At 74.7% G+C, this 19,161-nt stretch carries 17 protein-coding genes and 1 riboswitch; of the genes, 6 read left to right on the top strand and 11 right to left on the bottom strand.

The annotated features are described in order from the left end of the window. Window position 1: 1 nt before the first annotated feature. The 6 genes from ribD to ACFQ8E_RS18225 form a co-directional block, all read right to left on the bottom strand. The gene (gene ribD / locus ACFQ8E_RS18200; RefSeq protein ID WP_430551976.1) at window positions 2–1,069 is read right to left on the bottom strand and encodes a bifunctional diaminohydroxyphosphoribosylaminopyrimidine deaminase/5-amino-6-(5-phosphoribosylamino)uracil reductase RibD; all 1,068 of its coding nucleotides are present in this window, start codon (window positions 1,067–1,069) and stop codon (window positions 2–4) included. Between the two features lie 140 nt (window positions 1,070–1,209). Further along, a riboswitch (FMN riboswitch) is annotated at window positions 1,210–1,339 on the bottom strand. A gap of 119 nt (window positions 1,340–1,458) precedes the next feature. After that, the gene (locus ACFQ8E_RS18205; protein WP_430551977.1) at window positions 1,459–2,502 is read right to left on the bottom strand and encodes a hypothetical protein; all 1,044 of its coding nucleotides are present in this window, start codon (window positions 2,500–2,502) and stop codon (window positions 1,459–1,461) included. A gap of 7 nt (window positions 2,503–2,509) precedes the next feature. Next, entirely contained in the window at window positions 2,510–4,093 is a 1,584-nt protein-coding gene (gene der, locus ACFQ8E_RS18210; RefSeq protein ID WP_430551978.1) for a ribosome biogenesis GTPase Der, read from the bottom strand. Window positions 4,094–4,185: 92 nt separating this feature from the next. Next, window positions 4,186–4,878 carry a (d)CMP kinase gene (gene cmk / locus ACFQ8E_RS18215; RefSeq protein WP_430551979.1) on the bottom strand — a complete coding sequence of 231 codons (693 nt, stop codon included), beginning with the start codon at window positions 4,876–4,878 and terminating at the stop codon, window positions 4,186–4,188. 121 nt (window positions 4,879–4,999) lie between these two features. Continuing rightward, the gene (locus ACFQ8E_RS18220) at window positions 5,000–5,860 is read right to left on the bottom strand and encodes a pseudouridine synthase (protein WP_430551980.1); all 861 of its coding nucleotides are present in this window, start codon (window positions 5,858–5,860) and stop codon (window positions 5,000–5,002) included. Window positions 5,861–5,946: 86 nt separating this feature from the next. Further along, the gene (locus ACFQ8E_RS18225) at window positions 5,947–6,570 is read right to left on the bottom strand and encodes a TetR/AcrR family transcriptional regulator (protein WP_430551981.1); all 624 of its coding nucleotides are present in this window, start codon (window positions 6,568–6,570) and stop codon (window positions 5,947–5,949) included. A gap of 104 nt (window positions 6,571–6,674) precedes the next feature. Between ACFQ8E_RS18225 and ACFQ8E_RS18230 the strand changes: the two genes are divergently transcribed. Further along, on the top strand, window positions 6,675–7,097 hold the full coding sequence (locus ACFQ8E_RS18230) for an organic hydroperoxide resistance protein (protein WP_430551982.1): 423 nt from the start codon (window positions 6,675–6,677) through the stop codon (window positions 7,095–7,097). A gap of 20 nt (window positions 7,098–7,117) precedes the next feature. On the opposite strand, the gene ACFQ8E_RS18235 is transcribed toward ACFQ8E_RS18230, so the two are convergent. The 5 genes from ACFQ8E_RS18235 to ACFQ8E_RS18255 all read right to left on the bottom strand — a co-directional run bounded on the left by ACFQ8E_RS18235 (window position 7,118) and on the right by ACFQ8E_RS18255 (window position 11,924). After that, on the bottom strand, window positions 7,118–7,807 hold the full coding sequence (locus ACFQ8E_RS18235; RefSeq protein WP_430551983.1) for an SMC-Scp complex subunit ScpB: 690 nt from the start codon (window positions 7,805–7,807) through the stop codon (window positions 7,118–7,120). Further along, window positions 7,804–8,781, bottom strand: a complete 978-nt coding sequence (locus tag ACFQ8E_RS18240) for a segregation and condensation protein A (protein ID WP_430552020.1) — start codon at window positions 8,779–8,781, stop codon at window positions 7,804–7,806. Before ACFQ8E_RS18240 ends, ACFQ8E_RS18235 begins: the two co-directional genes overlap by 4 nt. After that, on the bottom strand, window positions 8,774–9,742 hold the full coding sequence (locus ACFQ8E_RS18245) for a ParA family protein (RefSeq protein ID WP_429729163.1): 969 nt from the start codon (window positions 9,740–9,742) through the stop codon (window positions 8,774–8,776). The genes ACFQ8E_RS18240 and ACFQ8E_RS18245 overlap by 8 nt, the downstream gene beginning before the upstream one ends. Window positions 9,743–9,831: 89 nt before the next feature. Further along, window positions 9,832–10,845, bottom strand: a complete 1,014-nt coding sequence (locus ACFQ8E_RS18250; RefSeq protein ID WP_430551984.1) for a site-specific tyrosine recombinase XerD — start codon at window positions 10,843–10,845, stop codon at window positions 9,832–9,834. Between the two features lie 56 nt (window positions 10,846–10,901). Continuing rightward, the gene (locus tag ACFQ8E_RS18255; protein WP_430551985.1) at window positions 10,902–11,924 is read right to left on the bottom strand and encodes a heme o synthase; all 1,023 of its coding nucleotides are present in this window, start codon (window positions 11,922–11,924) and stop codon (window positions 10,902–10,904) included. A gap of 407 nt (window positions 11,925–12,331) precedes the next feature. Here ACFQ8E_RS18255 and tkt point away from each other — a divergent pair, with 407 nt between their 5' ends. From tkt to pgl, 5 genes are all read left to right on the top strand, one after another. Next, a complete protein-coding gene (gene tkt, locus ACFQ8E_RS18260) occupies window positions 12,332–14,467 on the top strand; it encodes a transketolase (protein WP_430551986.1) in 2,136 nt (711 codons plus the stop codon). 100 nt (window positions 14,468–14,567) lie between these two features. Then, complete coding sequence (gene tal, locus ACFQ8E_RS18265; protein WP_430551987.1) at window positions 14,568–15,698, top strand: transaldolase; 1,131 nt, start codon at window positions 14,568–14,570, stop codon at window positions 15,696–15,698. A gap of 79 nt (window positions 15,699–15,777) precedes the next feature. Then, window positions 15,778–17,319 (top strand): glucose-6-phosphate dehydrogenase, encoded by a 1,542-nt coding sequence (gene zwf, locus ACFQ8E_RS18270; protein ID WP_429763413.1) that lies wholly within the window; start codon window positions 15,778–15,780, stop codon window positions 17,317–17,319. A 97-nt stretch (window positions 17,320–17,416) separates the two neighbouring features. After that, the gene (opcA, locus tag ACFQ8E_RS18275; RefSeq protein ID WP_430551988.1) at window positions 17,417–18,373 is read left to right on the top strand and encodes a glucose-6-phosphate dehydrogenase assembly protein OpcA; all 957 of its coding nucleotides are present in this window, start codon (window positions 17,417–17,419) and stop codon (window positions 18,371–18,373) included. Then, window positions 18,370–19,161 (top strand): 6-phosphogluconolactonase, encoded by a 792-nt coding sequence (gene pgl / locus ACFQ8E_RS18280; RefSeq protein WP_430551989.1) that lies wholly within the window; start codon window positions 18,370–18,372, stop codon window positions 19,159–19,161. The genes opcA and pgl overlap by 4 nt, the downstream gene beginning before the upstream one ends.

Genomic DNA, 19,161 nt, shown 5'->3' on the forward strand with positions numbered 1-19,161 from the left:
CTCAGTGCTCCTTCCGCGGCCGCAGGGCCAGCCGCACGGTGGGGATGTCGGTGGGGTCGTCCGGGTCCCGGGGCAGGACGGCGACGTCGAGGAGGTCGAGGCGCGCGGCGTCCGCGATGGTCCCGATGCCGAGGTCGGCGACGGCGGAGGCGCCGACGCCGAGCAGCACGGGGGCGACGTAGGCGACGACGTCGTCGACGAGACCGGCGCGCCAGAAGGCGGCGGCGAGGGCGGGACCGCCCTCGAGCAGCACGTGCCGGTGCTCGCGGTACCAGAGCAGGTCCAGCACCTCGTGCGGGTCGTGGGTGCGCAGGTGCATCACCGCCTCCCCGGCGGCCGCGGCCCGCGCGAGCCGGGACGACGCGGGCAGGTCCCTCAGCCCGACGACGACCCGGTCCGGCTGCTGCCCCGTCAGCGGGACGTGCCGCACGGTGAGGTCGGGGTCGTCGGTGAGCGCGGTGCCGGTGCCGACGACGACGGCGTCGACCCCGGCCCGCAGCCGGTGCACGTCGTGCCGCGCGGCCCGCCCGGTGATCCAGCGCGAGGTGCCGTCGGCGGCCGCGGACCGTCCGTCGAGCGTGCTCGCGACCTTCCAGGTGACGACGGGACGGCCGAGCTCGAGCGCGCGCGTCCAGATGGCGTTGAGGGCGCGGGCCTCGTCGGCCAGGACGCCGCCGACCACCTCCACGCCCGCGGCACGCAGGCGCGCGGCACCCCCCGACGCCGCCGGGTTGGGGTCGTGCTGGGCGTGCACGACCCGCGCGACCCCCGCCTCCAGGAGCGCGTCCACGCACGGCCCGGTGCGCCCGTGGTGGTTGCAGGGCTCGAGCGTGACGACGGCGGTGGCCCCGCGCGCGGCGCCCGGGCCGCGGGACTCGGTCGCGCGGCGCAGCGCCTCGACCTCGGCGTGTGGCGTGCCCGCGCCACGGTGGAGACCCTCCGCGATCGTCGCGCCGTCGGCGTCGAGGAGCACGCACCCGACGCGCGGGTTGGGTCCTCGGGCCGGCACCTGCGCGGCCAGCTCCAGCGCGCGCTGCATCGCGGCGCGCTCCGCCGTCGTGGCACTCATCCGTCCTGCCCCTGTCGTCCGGTCGCGGACCCCGGGGCAGGAAGGCGGGGTCGGGACGTGCTCGCACCTCCGGTCCCGGACGTCGTCACGACGGACGGCGCCGGCCACGAGGGCCGGGGGACGGACCGGACGGGGAGCCGTCGCGTGCGCTTCCCATCCGGACTTTGACCGTCGGTCCAGGAGTTCCACCTGGTCAACCGGTCACAGGCTGTGACCGGGTCGCGGACTTTCACCGCCGGCTCGGAATTTCACCGACCCCAGAGCACGCGAGCTTTTCGCTCGTCACCGCCGACCGTGCCACGCTCCGCGACCACCTGGCAAGCCCGAGTGGCGGACGTCTCACGGGCCGGCCGTCGCTCCGTCGGGCCCGTGCGTCCGCGCGACGGCGCTCAGCGCGCCCGCGGCCGGACGGAGCGTCGCTCGTCGTCCCGCCCCAGGGCGACCCCGAGGGCGACGAGCACGACGAGGTCGACCGCCAGCCCCGCCACGGCCACCCACTGCACCGCGCGGAACGCGAGGAGCTGGGTGACCAGCAGGCTGACGAGGACGCCCCGGCGCACCCACACCGCGCCCGCGCGATGGTCGCGCGGGCCGACGACGAGCGCCCGCACGACGCACGCCACCGTCACGGCGACGGCCGCGAGGATGCCGACGCCGACCCAGGTCGGGACGGCGACGCCGCCGAGCAGCACCCGCAGTGCCACCACGACCGACCCCGCGCTGGTGCCGAGCACCGCCACCGTCACGACCGCGGCCGCCCAGCGGTGCTCCATCGCGTCGGCGAACCACGCCGACACCCGGACGACCAGCGCCCGCACGGGGTCCGGCACGGCGACCGCGTCCGCGGGCACGGCCTCGACGAGAGCGGCCACCTCGTCGGCGGCGGGCTCGCCGCGGCCCCGCTCCACCAGCGCCCGCGCCTCCTCGCGCTCCGCGTCGGTGAAGCCGCCCGCCACCCCGGCCACGGCACGGTCGGTCGCCACCGCGAGGTACTCGGCCGGGTGGTGCGACCGCCTCCCGTGCAGGGCCTCCACGAGCAGCACGAGCACGACGACGACCGCGTAGATGAGCGCCGCCGTCGGTTCGTAGAAGTAGTCGTTGTCCGAGGTGACGAACTTGCCGATCTCGTCGACGAACAGCCCGAAGCCGACGCCGCCCAGCACCGCGCCGAGCGACCGCGGCGCCGGCCCCACCCAGGAGAGCAGCACCACCACCGCGAGCGCCATGCCGAGACCGCCCCAGAGCACGTGCGCCACGTGCAGACCGCCGCCGCCCACCTGCGGGTAGCCGGACGCGGCGAGGAGGAACCGGGTCACGAGCACCGTCGCCACCGCAACCACCAGGAACGTCACCAGGTGGCGCACCGCGGACGTGTCGCGCGCCACGCCCAGGCGCAGCAGGCGACCCCGGCGGGCCAGCGGGGCAGCGCTCAACGGCAGCTCATCGGCGCCGCTTCTCCCGCACGCGGACGCTGATCTCGATGGGCGACCCCTCGAACCCGAAGGTCTCGCGCAGGCGGCGCTCGATGAACCGGCGGTAGCCCGCCTCGAGGAACCCGGTCGCGAAGATGACGAACCGCGGCGGGCGGGTCGAGGCCTGCGTGCCGAACAGGATGCGCGGCTGCTTGCCGCCCCGCAGCGGGTGGGGGTGGGCGGCCACCAGCTCGCCGAGGAAGGCGTTGAGGCGGCCGGTGGGGATGCGGGTGTCCCACGACTCGAGCGAGGTCTCGAGCGCGCGCGTCAGCTTGTCGGTGTGCCAGCCCGTGCGGGCGGAGACGTTGACGCGCGGCGCCCACTGCACCTGCACCAGGTCCCGCTCGATCTCGCGCTCGAGGTACGGGCGACGGTCGTCGTCCATGAGGTCCCACTTGTTGTACGCGATGACGAGCGCCCGGCCGGCGTCGACGGCCTGGGAGATGACGCGCGTGTCCTGCTCGGTCATCGGCTCCGAGGCGTCGACGAGCACGACGGCGACCTCGGCCTTCTCGATCGCCGCCTGCGTGCGCAGCGACGCGTAGAAGTCGGCGCCGCGCGTCTGGTGCACGCGGCGGCGGATGCCGGCCGTGTCGACGAACCAGTACGGCACGCCCTTGATCTCCACGAGCTCGTCGACCGGGTCGCGCGTGGTGCCCGCGGTCTCGTCGACGACGACGCGCTCGGCCCCGGCGATCTTGTTCAGCAGCGAGGACTTGCCGACGTTCGGGCGGCCCACGAGGGCCACCCGGCGCGGGCCGGCGGGCCGCAGCTCCCCGTGCTCGGAGACCTCGGGCAGCACCTTCATCGCGGCGTCCAGCAGGTCGCCGGTGCCGCGGCCGTGCAGCGCGGACACGGGGTGCGGCTCGCCCAGGCCGAGCGACCACAGGTAGGCGGCGTCCGCCTCGCCCGACGGCCCGTCCACCTTGTTGGCGGCCAGCACGACGGGCTTGCCCGAGCGGCGCAGCAGCTCCACGACGCGCTCGTCGGTCGACGTCGCGCCCACCGTGGAGTCGACGACGAAGATGACCGCGTCGGCCAGCTCGACGGCGACCTCTGCCTGCTCGGCGACCTTCGACTCGATGCCGGCGACGTCGACCTCCCAGCCGCCGGTGTCCACGAGGGTGAAGTCGCGGCCGGCCCACTCGCCGGGGTAGCTCACGCGGTCGCGCGTGACGCCCGGGGTGTCCTCCACGACGGCCTCGCGGCGGCCGAGGATGCGGTTGACGAGGGTCGACTTGCCGACGTTGGGGCGCCCGACGACGGCGAGCACCGGCAGCGGCGCCTCGCCCGGGCCGAAGCCCTCCTCGTCCCACTCGGCGTCCAGCAGCGCGCGGTCGGCCTCGTCGAGCTCGAAGTCCTCCAGGCCGACGCGCAGCGCGCGCTCGCGCGCCTCGTCGTCGCCGTCGGACTCGAGGACCTCCGCCACGGCGTCACGGCCCTCGGTGTCCGCACGGTCCGCGGGCGCCGCGGCGATGCCGGGCGCAGGCGGGGCGGTGGGCTCGTCGGTGGGCTCGGCAGCAGGCACGGAGCCGTCGGCGGGAGTGGTCATGCGCACCATTCTCCCAGGCCGAGCGACGTGTCACGAACGAGACCCGCGTCACCGCGTCCGGCGCGGCGTCGCGCATCCGTCGCGGCGGCGCGTCAGGCGGTGACCTGCGCGACGACAGCGAGCACGGCGTCGACCGTCTGGTCGAAGTCGAGGTCGGAGGAGTCGACGGTGACGACGCCGTCGGCGGCGACCTGGAACTGGCTGACGGTGGAGTCGTCGCGGTCGCGGCGCAGCACCTGGTCGCGCGTCGCCTCGACGGCCGACTCGTCGGCCGCGCCGTGCACCTCGAGGGAGCGGCGGCGCAGGCGCGCCTCCTCGCTGGCGGTCAGGAGCACGCGGGCGTCGGCGTCGGGCGCGACCACGGTCGTGATGTCGCGCCCCTCAGCGACGATGCCCTTGCCGCCCGAGAAGCCGCCCGGCGCGCCCTCGGTCTCGATGACGGCGCGCTGCCGGCGTCGGAGCTCGGCGCGCACCTCGAGGTTGGTGGCCACCTGCGAGACGGCGGTGGAGACCTCGGTGGTGCGGATCGCCGCGGCGACGTCGCGACCGCCGAGGTGCACCGTCGGGGCCGCCGGGTCGACGCCCATCTCGAGCGGCATGGCGCGCACGGCGTCGGCCACCGCGGCCTGGTCGGCGAGGTCCGTGCCGCCGTCGACGCACCACAGCGTCGCGGCCCGGTACATCGCCCCGGTGTCGAGGTAGGCGAGCCCCAGCCGGGCCGCCACCGCCTTGGAGACGCTGGACTTGCCGGACCCGGAGGGACCGTCGACGGCGATGACGACCACGTGTGCTCACCTTCTGTTGTCGCGCGGTTCTGCCGCGCGGGACTGCGGGACTACGGGTGCTGCTGGGACTGCTGGGACTGCTGGGACTGCTGGGTCGACGCGGGTCGGTGGTGCGACGGCGTCACATGTCGACGTCGCGCATGAGGGTGCCGAGCTCGGTGCGCCCGAGCACCCGCGAGCGCCCGACTCGCAGGTCGCCGAGGGCGATGGGGCCGATCCGGGTCCGCACCAGGCGCGTCACCGGGAAGCCGACGGCCTCGAGCATGCGCCGCACGATCCGGTTGCGGCCCTCGTGCAGCACCACCTCGATCATGGTCTCGCCGGGCACCGAGTCCACCACGCGGACCTTGTCGGCGCGCGCGAGGCCGTCCTCGAGCTCGACGCCGTCGGTGAGCTGCTTCGCGTGGCGGGGGTAGAACTCGCCGCCCGTCACGGTGACGAGGTACGTCTTGCGGATCTCGTACCGGGGGTGCGCGAGCCGGTTCGCGAGCTCGCCGTCGTTCGTGAGGAGCAGCAGGCCCTCGCTGTCGGCGTCGAGCCGGCCGACGTGAAACAACCGCTCCGACCGGTCCTTGACCAGGTCGGCGAGCGTGGGGCGGCCCTCGGGGTCGCTCATCGTGGAGACCACGCCGAGCGGCTTGTTCAGCGCGAGGGTGATCTTCGAGGTGTCGAGCTGCACGCGCATGCCGTCCACGTGCACGGCGGCGGTGGCGGGGTCGACGCGCACGCCGAGCTCCGTGACGAGGACGCCGTCCACCTCGACGTGGCCCTCGGCGATGAGCTCCTCGCACTTGCGGCGCGAGCCCAGGCCCGCCTGGGCGAGCACCTTCTGCAGGCGGACGCCGTCGGCGACGTGGACGTCACGGTCGGGCTCGCCCGAGCGCGGTGCGGGGCGACGGGGTGCGGCCTTGCGGGGGCGCTGCGCAGCGGGGCCCTGCGGACGGCTGGTGCGGCGGCTCCCGCCGCGGCGTTCGGTGCTCATGGTGCTCGATTCTCTCAGGTCCCCCCGAACCTGCTCGACACACCTGCTCGACACACCTGCACGACTGCCGCCCGACGCCCGGGCGGTCACCCCCGGTGGGCGGCCAGGACCGCGGCGAAGCCCGCGGCGAGGCGCGGCGCCACGACGCCCGCGTCGTCCACGTCCCCGCACACCATCGCCCCGTCGCGGAGCATCATCAGCTCGGCGGCCGCGGCCGCGGGGTCGTCGGCGCCGCCGTCGCGGGCGACGGCGGCGAGGAAGGCCGCGTACCAGGCGCGATGGTCGGCGACCGCGCGCCGGACGGGGTGTGCGGGGTCGGCGAACTCGGCCCCGGCGTTGACGAACGCGCAGCCGCGGAACCGGTCGCCCCGCGCCACCTCGCCGAGCGCCCCGGCGAGCGCCGCGAGGGCCCCGGCCGCGTCGCCCGCGTGCTGCGACCGGATCTCCTCCAGCCGCTCGCGCTCGGCGGCCGCGAGCTCCCCGAGGTAGGCGACGACCAGGTCGTCCTTCGTCGGGAAGTGCCGGTAGAAGGTGACCTTCGACACGCCGGCCGCGGCGATGACCTTGTCCGCGCTCACGGCACGGATGCCCTCCGCGTAGAAGAGCCCGCTCCCCGCCTCGACGATCCGCTCGCGCACCCGCCCGCGGCCGTGCCCGCTCGCCCGCCCGGCCGGTCCGGTGGCCGTCTCCTCCGGCGCGCTGGTCTCCATCTGCCCAACCTCTCACGTCCGGCCCGGCACCGGGCCCTTGCTTGCGGCGACGGTCGCCGCATGATCTAGTAGACGAACTAGTAACTCTACCGAGAGGACACACCATGAGCGCGATCTACACGGCGGTCGCCACCGCGACCGGCGAGGGACGGGACGGGCGGTCCCGCTCCGACGACGGGCTCCTCGACGTCGACCTCGCGATCCCGAAGGAGATGGGCGGCGCCGGCGGCGCCACGAACCCCGAGCAGCTCTTCGCCGCGGGGTACGCCGCGTGCTTCCATTCCGCGCTGAAGCTCGTCGCGCGGCGCGAGCGGGCCACCGTGAGCGACTCCGCGGTCGTGGCCGAGGTCTCCCTGCACCCGACGCCCGAGGGCGGCTTCGCGCTGACGGTCGCGCTGCACGCCGAGCTCGGCGGCGTCGACCAGGCCACCGCGGACGCCCTCGTCGCCGCCGCGCACCAGGTCTGCCCGTACTCCAACGCCACGCGGGGCAACGTCGACGTCACGGTCGACGCGACGGTCGCCTGACAGCCGCGGACGCCTGATCCTCAGGCGTCGGGCCCGTCCTCCGCCAGCCCGCGACGCAGGGCCGAGGACGGGTCCAGGGCGATCGCCTCCCCCACGTCCGGCAGGTGCGGCGCCAGGGGCGGCAGCTCCTCGAGCGACGACCAGCCCATCCGGTCGAGGAACTCGCCCGTCGTGCCGAACAGCACGGCCCCCGTCATCGGGTCCTGGCCCGTCTCCGCGATCAGGCCGCGGGCCAGCAGCGTGCGCACCACGCCGTCCACGCTCACCCCGCGCACCGCCGAGACCTGCCCGCGGGTCACGGGCTGGCGGTACGCGATCACGGCGAGGGTCTCCAGCGCCGCCTGGCTGAGCCGGGACGACTGCCCCTCGAGGACGAAGGCGCCCACGACGTCGGCCTGTGCCCGCGCGGAGTACACGCGCCATCCCTCGGCCCCCTGGCGCAGCTCGAAGCCGCGCGGGCGCCCGCCCGTCTCGCCCCGGTACTCCGCGGCCAGCTCCTCGAGCGCCCCGGCGACCACCGGCACCGGTCGCGCGACGCCCGCCGCGAGCCGCTCGACCGGCACCGGGGACTCCGCGACCATGAGCACGGCCTCCAGCGCCGCCGCCAGCCCGCCCGGCAGGTCGTCGACGTCCACCTCGACCTCGGCCGTCCGCTCGGCCTCGGCCGCCGGCCCGACGGCCTCGGCCTGCTCGTCCGTCTGCTGCGTCATGCCACGACCTCCGTCACGCCGGCGCCGCCTGCGGCGGGTGCGCCGGTCCCCTCGTCCTGCCCGGGCGTCCCGTCGAACTCCTCGAAGCCCGCCGCGAGCTCGCCGTCGTCGTCCTCGTCGTCCTCGTCGTCGCGGTCGCCTCCGGCGCCCGCGGTCCACCGCACGGTGAGCTCACCCAGCGCCGTGGCCTGCTCGAACGCCACCCGGCCGGAGCGGAACAGCTCCAGCAGGGCGAGGAACCTCGCGACGGCCACGAGCCGCTCCTCCCCCGCGACGAGCGCGCGGAAGGTCGCGACGTGCTCGCGCCGCAGCCGGCGCGCGATCACGCCCGCCTGCTCCCGCACGCTCACGGCGGGGGCGTGGAGATGGTCCAGCCCGACGACCGGCGGGGGTTTCGGCTCCAGCGCCTTGGCCGCCAGCTCGGCGAGACACGCGCCGTCGAGGGTCCACACCAGCTCCGGCAGCAGCGCCACGAGGTGCGGCTCGAGCGGGACGGACCGTGGCACGCGGCGCCCCTCGGTCTCCAGCCGCTCGGCGAGGAGGCCGGAGACCTCCTTGTACGCGCGGTACTGGAGCAGCCGGGCGAACAGCAGGTCGCGGGCCTCGAGCAGCTCCAGGTCCTCGGCGTCCTCCTCGACCACGCCGGGCAGCAGCCGAGCGGCCTTGAGGTCGAGCAGGGTGGCCGCGACGACGAGGAACTCGCTCGCCGTCCCGAGGTCCCACGACGGGTGCTCCTCGCCGCGAGCCGTCGCCTCGCGCGACGCGGCCTCGGCCGCGCGGATGTGCGCGACGAACTCGTCGGTCACGGCCGCGAGCGCCACCTCGGTGACGTCCAGCTCGTGCTTCGCGATCAGCGACAGCAGCAGGTCGAACGGGCCCGTGAAGTTGTCGAGGTGCACCTCGAACCCCGGCCGGGCGTCGGAGCCGTCGACGGCGTCGACCGCCTCCCCCTGCTCCGGGGCGAGGTCAGGCAGCGTCACCACGGGCGACGAGCTCCCGCGCGAGCTGCCGGTACGCGGCGGCGCCGGCGTGGGTCGGGGCGTAGTTGGTGATCGGCTCGGCCGCCACGGACGCGTCCGGGAACTTCACCGTGCGTCCGATGACCGTGTGCAGCAGCGTGTCGCCGAACGCCTCGTGCACGCGCGCCACGACCTCCCGCGAGTGCAGGGTGCGCGAGTCGTACATGGTCGGCAGGATGCCGTCGATCTCCAGGGCCGGGTTGAGCCGGTCGCGCACCTTCTCGATCGTCTCCACGAGCAGGGCCACGCCGCGCAGCGCGAAGAACTCGCACTCCAGCGGGATGAGCACGCCGTGCGCCGCGGTGAGGGCGTTGACCGTGAGCAGGCCCAGCGACGGCTGGCAGTCCACGAGGATCACGTCGTAGTCGTCCAGGGCCGGGCGCAGCGCACGGGCGAGGACCGACTCGCGGGCCACCTCGCCGACGAGCTGGACCTCCGCGGCCGAGAGGTCGATGTTCGCGGGCAGCACGTCCATGCCCTCGATGTTCGTGGGCTGCAGCACGTCGGTGAAGCTGACGTCGCGCTCCATGAGCAGGTTGTAGACGCTGAGGTCGAGGTCGTGCGGGCTGACGCCGACGCCCACCGAGGCGGCGCCCTGCGGGTCGAAGTCGACGAGCAGGACGCGGCGGCCGTACTCGGCCAGCGCGGCGCCCAGGTTGATCGTGGTCGTGGTCTTGCCGACGCCGCCCTTCTGGTTGCACATCGCGACGATGCGCGCGGGCCCGTGGGACGCCAGCGGCGCCGGGTCGCGGAAGTCGGGCAGCGGCCGCCCGACGACGTCGGTACGCGGTTCCTCGAGCCCGCCGGCCGGACTGCCCGGCGCGGGGCTGGTCGCGGTGGCCGCGGCCGGTGAGGCGTCGCTCGTGGTCGTCTGCGTCATGGTGTCGCTCCCGAGTCCCTCGCTCACCTGCGTCACGCTACCCCAGGGCCTGCCGGGGTCCGGGCGGCACGCCGGGCGCGCCGTCGTTCCGGCGGGCGGGCCGCGGCGGGCGTGCTGACGGGGGTTCAGCCGAGCGCGCGGGGATGCGCCGCGGCGTACACCTCGCGCAGCGCATCGCGCGTCACCATCGTGTAGATCTGCGTGGTCGTCACCGAGGCGTGTCCCAACAGCTCCTGCACCACGCGGACGTCGGCGCCGCCCGCGAGCAGGTGGGTGGCGAACGAGTGCCGCAGCGTGTGCGGCGACACGTGCTGCGTCAGGCCGGCGCGCTCCGCGGCGGCCTGCAGCACGGACCAGGCGCTCTGCCGCGACAGCCGGGCGCCGCGGGTGTTGAGGAACAGCGCCGGCGTGCCGCGTCCCGCCGACGCGAGGGGCGCCCTGGCGCGCACCAGGTACGCCTCCAGCGCGGCCCGCGCGTACGAGCCCACGGGCACCACGCGCTCCTTGTCGCCCTTGCCCCGCAGGCGCACGGACCCGGCGCGCGGCACCCCGTCGTCGTGCGCGTCGGGCGGGTCCGTGCGGCGGCCCACGCCGTCCAGGAGGCCGTCGACGTCGTCGACGTCGAGACCCACGACCTCGCTGATGCGCCCGCCGGTGGAGTAGAGCAGCTCCAGCAGGGCGCGGTCGCGCAGCGGCACCGCGCCGTCGCCGGCGCCCGCCGCGTCGAGCAGACGGGCCACCTCGTCGATCGACAGCGCGTGCGGCAGCCGGCGCAGCGCGCTCGGGGCGTGCACCTGCGACGCGGGGTCGGCGCTCGTGGCGCCCTCGGCGTGCGCGAACCGGTGCCAGCCGCGGACCGCGGCCAGCGCGCGGGCGGTGGAGGACGGCGACAGCGGGGCCCCGCCGTCCGATCCCTGACGGAGCACGACGACGTAGTCCTCGACGTCGCGCTCCCCCACGTCGTCGAGCCCGGAGCGACCCGTGGCGTGCAGGTGGCGCGCGTAGCGACCGAGGTCGCGGCGGTAGGCCGCGACCGTGTTCGCCGACAGCCCGCGCTCGACGCCGAGGTGCGCCAGGTAGTCCTGCAGCGCGGCCGTCAGCGCGGGCGGGAGGGGCGGGGCGAACGTGGTGTCGGGCACCGGAACATCATGCCCCGGGGCCACGACGTCCCGGACGGGCCGCGTCACCGGGAGGGTCAGAACGGCAGGAAGACGTCCACCGCGACCGCGATGAACAGCACCGTGAGGTACGTGATCGAGCCGTGGAAGACCTTCATCGCGCCGAGCTTGCCCCGCTCGGGGTGGCCGGCGCGGCGCAGCATCGCGATCACGAGCCAGAGGAACCAGCCGCCCGAGGCGACGGCGACGGCCGAGTAGAACCACGACATGCCCGCGAGCGGGATGAGCGCGAGCGAGCAGGCGATCATCGCGACCGTGTGCGCGACCATCTCGACCGCGACGCGACGGTCCGTCGCGACGACCGGGAGCATCGGGACGCCGGCGTTGGCGTAGTCCTTCTTGAACTTCACGGACAGCGGCCAGTAGTGCGGCGGCGTCCAGAAGAAGATGACGCCGAAGAGCGCCACCGCCGCCCAGCTGAGCGACTCCGTGACGGCGGCCCAACCGATGAACACGGGCATGCAGCCCGCGATCCCGCCCCACACGATGTTCTGCGGCGTGCGCCGCTTGAGGATCATCGTGTAGCCGACGACGTAGATCGCGATGGCCGCGAAGGTGAGCCACGCCGCCGGGACGTTGACCAGCAGGGCGAACCACAGCAGCGACACGACGCCGAGCACCGTGGCGAACACCAGGGCCGCCCGCGGCGTGATCTCCCCCGTGGCCAGCGGGCGCCGCTTGGTCCGGTTCATCACCTGGTCGATGTCGCGGTCCAGGTAGCAGTTGAAGACGTTCGCCGACGCGGCCGCGAGCGTCCCGCCGACGAGCGTCTTGACCACGAGCCACAGCGAGGGCAGGCCGCCCTGCGCGAGGATCATGGTGGGGAGCGTCGTGACCAGCAGCAGCTCGATGATGCGCGGCTTGGTCAGCGCGACGTACGCCCCGACGCGGTCGCGCCATCCCGTGCTCGCCCCCCGGCCCTGCTCCGCGTTCCCTCCGCGGCGGTCCGCCCGGTCCGCATCGGCACGCTCCCGCTCGGCGCGCGCGGCCGCGCGGGTCGGCGCCTGGGGGTGGGACGTCGTGGTGCTCGTGGTGCTCACGCGCGTGCTTGTCCGTTCTCGGCTGGGGGTCCGGGGAGCTCGGGCGACGTGGGACGGTCGCCGCCTCATCGTACGCCGAGGTCAGCGACCCGGCGGCCCGGACGGTGGCCGCCCGGCTGTGAGAAATGCCCGCGCCGGCGTCATCTCCCCGGACATCCTCCGGCGCGCACGGCGCGCCGCTCAACTGGTGGGACGAACGGCTCCGGGACGGGCGTGACGGGAATGCTCGGCGCTAGGGTGGTGCTGCACAACGGTGAACAGCGGGCCGCCCACCCGGTCGGCCCCTCGACGCCGTGCCCCGCCGTCGCCCCCAGGACCCCGTGCGGCGTCCGACGCGACGGCGCCCCGTACCGGCAGAGCAGCAGCAATCACCCGGGGCTCGCTCCGGGCAGGAAAGAGGCACATCTGTGAACGCGTTCGACCCCGTCGTCGCCCCGCTCGAGTGGAGCTCGCTCGACGACCGCGCGGTGAAGACCATCAAGGCGCTGGCGGCCGACGCCGTCGAGAAGGTCGGCAACGGCCACCCCGGCACGGCGATCTCCCTCGCCCCCGCCGCGTACCTGCTGTTCGGCAAGACGATGCGGCACGACCCCTCCGACCCGCACTGGGTCGGTCGTGACCGGTTCGTCCTCTCCGCGGGCCACTCCTCGCTCACGCTGTACCTGCAGCTGTTCCTCTCCGGCTACGGCATGGAGCTGGAGGACCTCGAGGCGCTGCGCACCTGGGGCTCGCAGACCCCGGGCCACCCCGAGTACCGCCACACCCCCGGCGTCGAGATCACGACCGGCCCGCTCGGCCAGGGCCTCGCGTCCGCCGTCGGCATGGCGTTCGCGGCCCGCCGCGAGCGGGGCCTGCTCGACCCCGACGCCGCGCCCGGCGAGTCGCCGTTCGACCACCACGTCTACGTCATCGCCTCCGACGGCGACCTGCAGGAGGGCGTCACGTCCGAGGCGTCGTCGCTCGCCGGCACGCAGAAGCTCGGCAACCTCGTGGTGATCTGGGACGACAACAAGATCTCCATCGAGGACGACACGGACATCGCGTTCACCGAGGACACCCTCGCGCGCTATGCCGCCTACGGCTGGCACACCCAGCGGGTGGACTGGACGCAGGGCGGCACCGGCTACGCCGAGGACGTCGACGCGCTCGCCGCGGCCATCGCGGCCGCGAAGGCGGAGACCGACCGCCCGTCGTTCATCGCGCTGCGCACCATCATCGGCTGGCCGTCGCCCACCAAGCAGAACACGGGCGGGATCCACGGCTCCGCGATGGGTGCCGACGAGGTCGCGGGCCTCAAGGTCGCCCTCGGTCTCGACCCGGAGGCGACCTTCGCCGTCGACGACGAGGTGCTCGGGTACACGCGCGACGTCGCGGCCCGCCAGGCCGAGCAGCGCGCCGCCTGGGACCGCTCGTACGACGCGTGGCGCACCGCCGCCCCGGAGCGGGCGGCCCTGCTCGACCGCCTCGTGGCCCACGAGCTGCCCGCCGGCTGGACCGACGAGCTGCCCGTCTTCGAGGCCTCCGAGAAGGGCGTCGCCACGCGCGCCGCGTCCGGCAAGGTCCTCACCGCGCTCAAGGACGTGCTGCCCGAGCTGTGGGGCGGGTCCGCAGACCTCGCCGGCTCGAACAACACCACGATGGACGGCGAGCCGTCGTTCATCCCCGTCGAGCACGCGACCAAGAAGTTCCCGGGCAACCCCTACGGGCGCACCCTGCACTTCGGCATCCGCGAGCACGGCATGGGCGCGATCCTCAACGGCATCGTGCTGCACGGCCTCACCCGCCCCTACGGCGGCACCTTCCTCCAGTTCGCCGACTACATGCGGGCCTCGGTCCGCCTCGCGGCCCTCATGGAGATCCCGACGACGTTCGTGTGGACGCACGACTCCATCGGGCTCGGCGAGGACGGCCCCACGCACCAGCCCGTCGAGCACCTCGCGGCGCTGCGCGCCATCCCCGGCCTCGACGTCGTGCGCCCCGCCGACGCGAACGAGACCGCGTGGGCCTGGCGCGGCATCCTCGAGAACACCGCCAACCCGGCCGGCATCGTCCTCACCCGCCAGAACGTCCCGACGTTCCCGCGCGGCACCGACGGCTTCGCCGGCGCCGAGGGCACGCTCAAGGGCGGCTACACGCTGGTCGACGCCACGAACGACGAGACCGGCACGCCCGACGTCGTCCTCGTCGGCACCGGCTCCGAGGTGCAGCTCGCCGTCCAGGCGCGCGAGCAGCTCGCCGCCGAGGGGATCGCCGCCCGCGTCGTGTCGATGCCGAGCCGCGAGTGGTTCGACAAGCAGGACGCCGCGTACCGCGAGTCCGTGCTGCCCTCCGCGGTGAAGGCGCGCGTGTCCGTCGAGGCGGGCGTCGCGCAGGGCTGGCGCGACGTGGTCGGCGACGCCGGCCGCAGCGTCTCGCTCGAGCACTACGGCGCGTCGGCCGACTACCAGACGCTGTACCGGGAGTTCGGGATCACGGCGGAGGCCGTCGCGGCCGCCGCCCGCGAGTCGCTCGCCGCCGTGCGCGGCGCTGGCGACGCCGCCTGAGCGCTCGTAGATTCCCAGGGTGGGGCGTCGCCGGCCGGCGCCCCACCCGGCCCCTGTCGAGACCTCCCGCTCAGGGGCTTCCGACCTGGAAGGACGTCCGATGACGCAGAGCACCGTCCCCGCACCGATCACCGACCTGACCGGCGCCGGGGTGTCCATCTGGCTCGACGACCTGTCGCGGGAGCGCCTGCGCAGCGGCAACCTGGCGGCCCTCGTGGCCGAGCGGGGCGTCGTCGGCGTGACGACGAACCCCACGATCTTCGCCAAGGCGCTGTCCAGCGGCGACGCCTACGACGCCCAGCTGGCGGAGCTCGCCCGCCTCGGTGCGGACGGAGACGTGGACGCCGCCGTCGAGACCATCACCACCGACGACGTGCGCGCCGCCGCCGACCTGCTGCGCCCGGTCTACGACGCCACCGACGGCGTGGACGGGCGCGTGTCGATCGAGGTCGACCCCCGCCTCGCGTACGACGCCGACAAGACCGTGGTCGTGGCGGAGCGCCTGTGGCGCACCGTCGACCGCCCGAACGTCTTCATCAAGATCCCGGCGACCGTGCCCGGCCTGGACGCGATCTCGCGGACCCTCGCCCAGGGCATCAGCGTCAACGTCACCCTGATCTTCTCGATCGAGCGCTACCGCTCCGTCCTCCAGGCGTTCGCGATCGGCCTCGAGCAGGCGCGCGCCGACGGGATCGACCTCGGCCCGATCGGGTCGGTGGCGTCCTTCTTCGTCTCCCGGGTCGACTCCTCGGTGGACGCCGCGCTGGAGAAGATCGGCACGCCGGAGGCCCTCGACCTGCGCGGGCAGGCCGCCGTCGCGAACGCCCGGCTTGCGTTCGAGGCCTACGAGCAGTTCGTCGGCACGGACGAGTGGCGGTCGCTCGCGGCGTCCGGCGCGCACCCGCAGCGGCCGCTGTGGGCGTCGACCGGCGTGAAGAACCCCGAGTACTCGGACACCCTGTACGTCTCCGAGCTGGTCACGGACGGCGTCGTGAACACGATGCCCGAGCCGACCCTGCAGGCGTTCGCCGACCACGGCGTCGTCACGGGCGACACGGTCCGCGGCACCGCGGGCGCCGCGCGGCGCACGATCGAGACCATCGAGTCGTTCGGCGTCTCCCTCGCCGAGGTCACCGACCACCTCGAGACGGACGGCGTCCGCAAGTTCGAGGACTCCTGGACCGAGCTCCTGGACACCGCGTCCGCCGGGCTGAAGGCCCAGGGGGCCTGAGCCCTCACCCCGGGGGCGCCACGGCGCCCCCGGGCCCGCACCACCTCCCGCCCGCACGACGAAGAACGGTGCCCACCTCGTGAGACCGGCCAAGATCACCGCCGAGCACAACCCCCTGCGCGACCCCCTCGACCTGCGGCTCCCCCGCATCGCCGGCCCCAGCGGCCTGGTGATCTTCGGGGTCACGGGCGACCTGTCGCGCAAGAAGCTCATGCCCGCCGTCTACGACCTGGCGAACCGCGGCCTGCTGCCGCCCGGCTTCGCGCTGACGGGCTTCGCCCGCCGCGACTGGGAGGACGAGGACTTCGCCCAGGTCGTGCACGACGCGGTCAAGGAGCACGCCCGCACACCGTTCCGCGAGGCCACGTGGCGCCAGCTCGCCGAGGGCATCCGCTTCGTGCAGGGCTCGTTCGACGACGACGAGGCGTTCGAGCGCCTGCGCCAGACGGTCGAGCAGCTCGACGCCGAGCGCGGCACCGGCGGCAACCACGCCTTCTACCTGTCCGTGCCGCCCAGCGCGTTCCCGATCGTGTGCCGGCAGCTGTCCGAGTCGGGGCTCTCCAAGTCGTCCCCGGACGCGTGGCGCCGCGTCGTCATCGAGAAGCCCTTCGGGCACGACCTCGAGAGCGCGCGCGAGCTGGACGCCGTCGTCTCCCAGGTCTTCGACCCGGAGTCGGTGTTCCGCATCGACCACTACCTCGGCAAGGAGACGGTCCAGAACCTCCTCGCCCTACGGTTCGCGAACCAGATGTTCGAGCCGCTGTGGAACAGCAACTACGTCGACCACGTGCAGATCACCATGGCCGAGGACATCGGCATCGGCGGGCGGGCGAGCTACTACGACGGCATCGGCGCCGCCCGCGACGTGATCCAGAACCACCTGCTGCAGCTCCTGGCGCTCGTCGCCATGGAGGAGCCGGTCAACTTCGACGCCGAGGCCCTGCGCGCCGAGAAGATCAAGGCGCTCTCCTCGGTGCGGCTCCCCCGCGACCTCGGGCGTCACACCGCACGCGGCCAGTACGCCTCCGGGTGGCAGGGCGGCGAGAAGGTCGTCGGGTTCCTCGAGGAGGAGGGCTTCAACCCCGACTCCACGACCGAGACCTTCGCCGCGGTCAAGCTCGAGATCGACAACCGGCGCTGGGCGGGCGTGCCCTTCTACCTGCGCACGGGCAAGCGCCTGGGCCGCCGCGTCACCGAGGTGGCCGTCGTCTTCAAGAAGGCGCCGCACCTGCCGTTCGAGTCGTCGCTCACGTCCGACCTGGGCAACAACGCGCTGGTCATCCGCGTGCAGCCCGACGAGGGCGTCACCCTCCGGTTCGGCGCGAAGGTGCCCGGCACCGCGATGGAGGTCCGCGACGTCACGATGGACTTCGGCTACGGCCACTCGTTCACCGAGTCGTCCCCCGAGGCCTACGAGCGCCTCATCCTCGACGTCCTCCTCGGCGACCCGCCGCTCTTCCCGACGCGCGAGGAGGTCGAGCTCTCCTGGAAGATCCTCGACCCGGTCACCGCGTACTGGGCGGGCAAGGGCAAGCCGGAGCAGTACGCCTCGGGGACCTGGGGCCCGGAGTCCGCCGACAAGATGATGGCCCGCGACGGCCGCTCGTGGCGGCGCCCGTGAGGCCCTCCGGCGCCCCCGACGACGCCGCCCGCGCCGCGGCGAGCCGCATCCACCCGCGCCGCATCCACCCGCGCCGCACCCAGCGAGGAGAGCCCCGATGATCATCGACATGCCGGACACGACCACGAACGCGGTCGGCAAGCGGCTCGCCCACCTGCGCGACGAGGGCGGCGCCGTGGCGCTCGGCCGGGTGCTCACCCTCGTCGTCGTCGCGGAGGAGGCCGACATCGAGGACTCCGTCCGCGCCGCCAACCAGGCCAGCCACGAGCACCCGTGCCGGGTCGTCGTCATCGCGCCGCTCGCGCAGCGCGACCGCTCCGCGCCGCGGCTCGACGCCGAGATCCGCGTCGGCGGCGACGCCGGCGCCTCGGAGGTCGTCGTCCTGCGGGCCGGCGGGCCGATGCTCGACCACCCGGACACGCTCGTCATGCCCCTGCTGCTGCCGGACGCCCCGATCGTCGTCTGGTGGCCCACCGGCGGCCCGGACGCCCCGTCGGCGGACCCGATGGGCGCGATGGCCCAGCGCCGCATCACGGACACGACGACGGCAGCGGACCCGGTCGCGATGCTGCACCGGCTGGCGGGCACGTTCAGCCCCGGCGACACCGACCTGGCGTGGGCGCGCGTCACCCTGTGGCGCGGGCTCATCGCGGCCGCGGTGGAACAGCCGCCGTTCGAGCCCGTCACCGCGGTGACCGTCGAGGGTCAGGAGCAGCACACGTCGCTCGACCTGCTCGCCGCCTGGCTCGGCCAGCGCCTGCGCTGCCCTGCCACGGTCGTGCGCACCGACAGCGACGACGCGATCACCCGCGTGACTCTGGAGCGCAGGAGCGGGCCGATCGTGCTCGACCGCCCCGACGGCCGCGTCGTGTCGATCACGCAGCCCGAGAAGCCGGAGCGCCGCATGGCGCTGCCCATCCGCGCGCTGAGCGAGGCCCTCATCGAGGAGCTGCGGCGCCTCGACCCCGACGAGCTCTACGGCGAGGTGCTCACCAAGGGCCTCACGCGGGTCGAGACCGTCAAGGCGAAGTCGACGGCGAAGGCCCGGGCGTGAGCGCGCCGCTCGTCGTCGTGCACCCGGACCCGGCCGTCCTCGCGGAGGCCGCCGCGGCCCGGCTGCTCACCCGCCTGCTCGACGCGCAGTCGGTCCGCACGCCGGTGCACGCGGTGCTGACGGGCGGCACCGTGGGCATCAAGACGCTCGAGGCCGTTGCCGCGAGCCCGCTGCGTGCGGCCGTGGACTGGTCCGGGGTGCACCTGTGGTGGGGCGACGAGCGGTTCCTGCCGGACGGCGACCCCGACCGCAACGAGACCCAGGCCCGTGCCGCCCTCGTGGACTCGCTCGTCGCGGACTCCGGCCTGCCCGGCGCCCACGTGCACGCGATGCCCGCGCGCGGTGCCGTGCTCGACGGCGACACCGTCGAGACGCCGGAGCAGTCGGCCGCGGCCTACGCCGCCGAGCTCGCGGCCTTCGCCCCCTCGCCCGCGGCCGACTCGCAGGAGCCGGCCGTCCCGGCGTTCGACGTGCTGCTGCTGGGCATGGGCCCGGACGGGCACGTCGCCTCGTTGTTCCCCGGGCATTACGGCCTGTCGGCCCGCGGCGCGACGGTCGGGGTGCACGGTTCCCCGAAGCCGCCGCCGGAGCGCGTCTCGCTCACGTTCGACGCCCTGCGGCGGGCGCGCGAGGTGTGGGTCGTCGCGGCCGGTGCCGAGAAGGCGGCCCAGGCCGCCGCCGCCCTCGCCGGCGGCGCGGTGACCGACGTCCCGGCGGCCGGGGCCCGCGGCACCGAGGGCACGTTGTGGCTCCTGGACGCCGCCGCCGCGGCCGGCCCGGCCGCCTGA

The organism is Isoptericola sp. NPDC056573 (genome assembly GCF_042793335.1).
Taxonomy (GTDB): domain Bacteria; phylum Actinomycetota; class Actinomycetes; order Actinomycetales; family Cellulomonadaceae; genus Isoptericola.

Bases quoted from the DNA above. Each gene is read 5' to 3' on its own strand.
- ACFQ8E_RS18235 (WP_430551983.1), bottom strand. From the start codon at position 7,807: ATGACGCAGCAGACGGACGAGCAGGCCGAGGCCGTCGGGCCGGCGGCC.
- der (WP_430551978.1), bottom strand. From the start codon at position 4,093: ATGACCACTCCCGCCGACGGCTCCGTGCCTGCTGCCGAGCCCACCGAC.
- tal (WP_430551987.1), top strand. From the start codon at position 14,568: ATGACGCAGAGCACCGTCCCCGCACCGATCACCGACCTGACCGGCGCC.
- ACFQ8E_RS18225 (WP_430551981.1), bottom strand. From the start codon at position 6,570: ATGGAGACCAGCGCGCCGGAGGAGACGGCCACCGGACCGGCCGGGCGG.
- ribD (WP_430551976.1), bottom strand. From the start codon at position 1,069: ATGAGTGCCACGACGGCGGAGCGCGCCGCGATGCAGCGCGCGCTGGAG.
- ACFQ8E_RS18220 (WP_430551980.1), bottom strand. From the start codon at position 5,860: ATGAGCACCGAACGCCGCGGCGGGAGCCGCCGCACCAGCCGTCCGCAG.
- ACFQ8E_RS18230 (WP_430551982.1), top strand. From the start codon at position 6,675: ATGAGCGCGATCTACACGGCGGTCGCCACCGCGACCGGCGAGGGACGG.
- opcA (WP_430551988.1), top strand. From the start codon at position 17,417: ATGATCATCGACATGCCGGACACGACCACGAACGCGGTCGGCAAGCGG.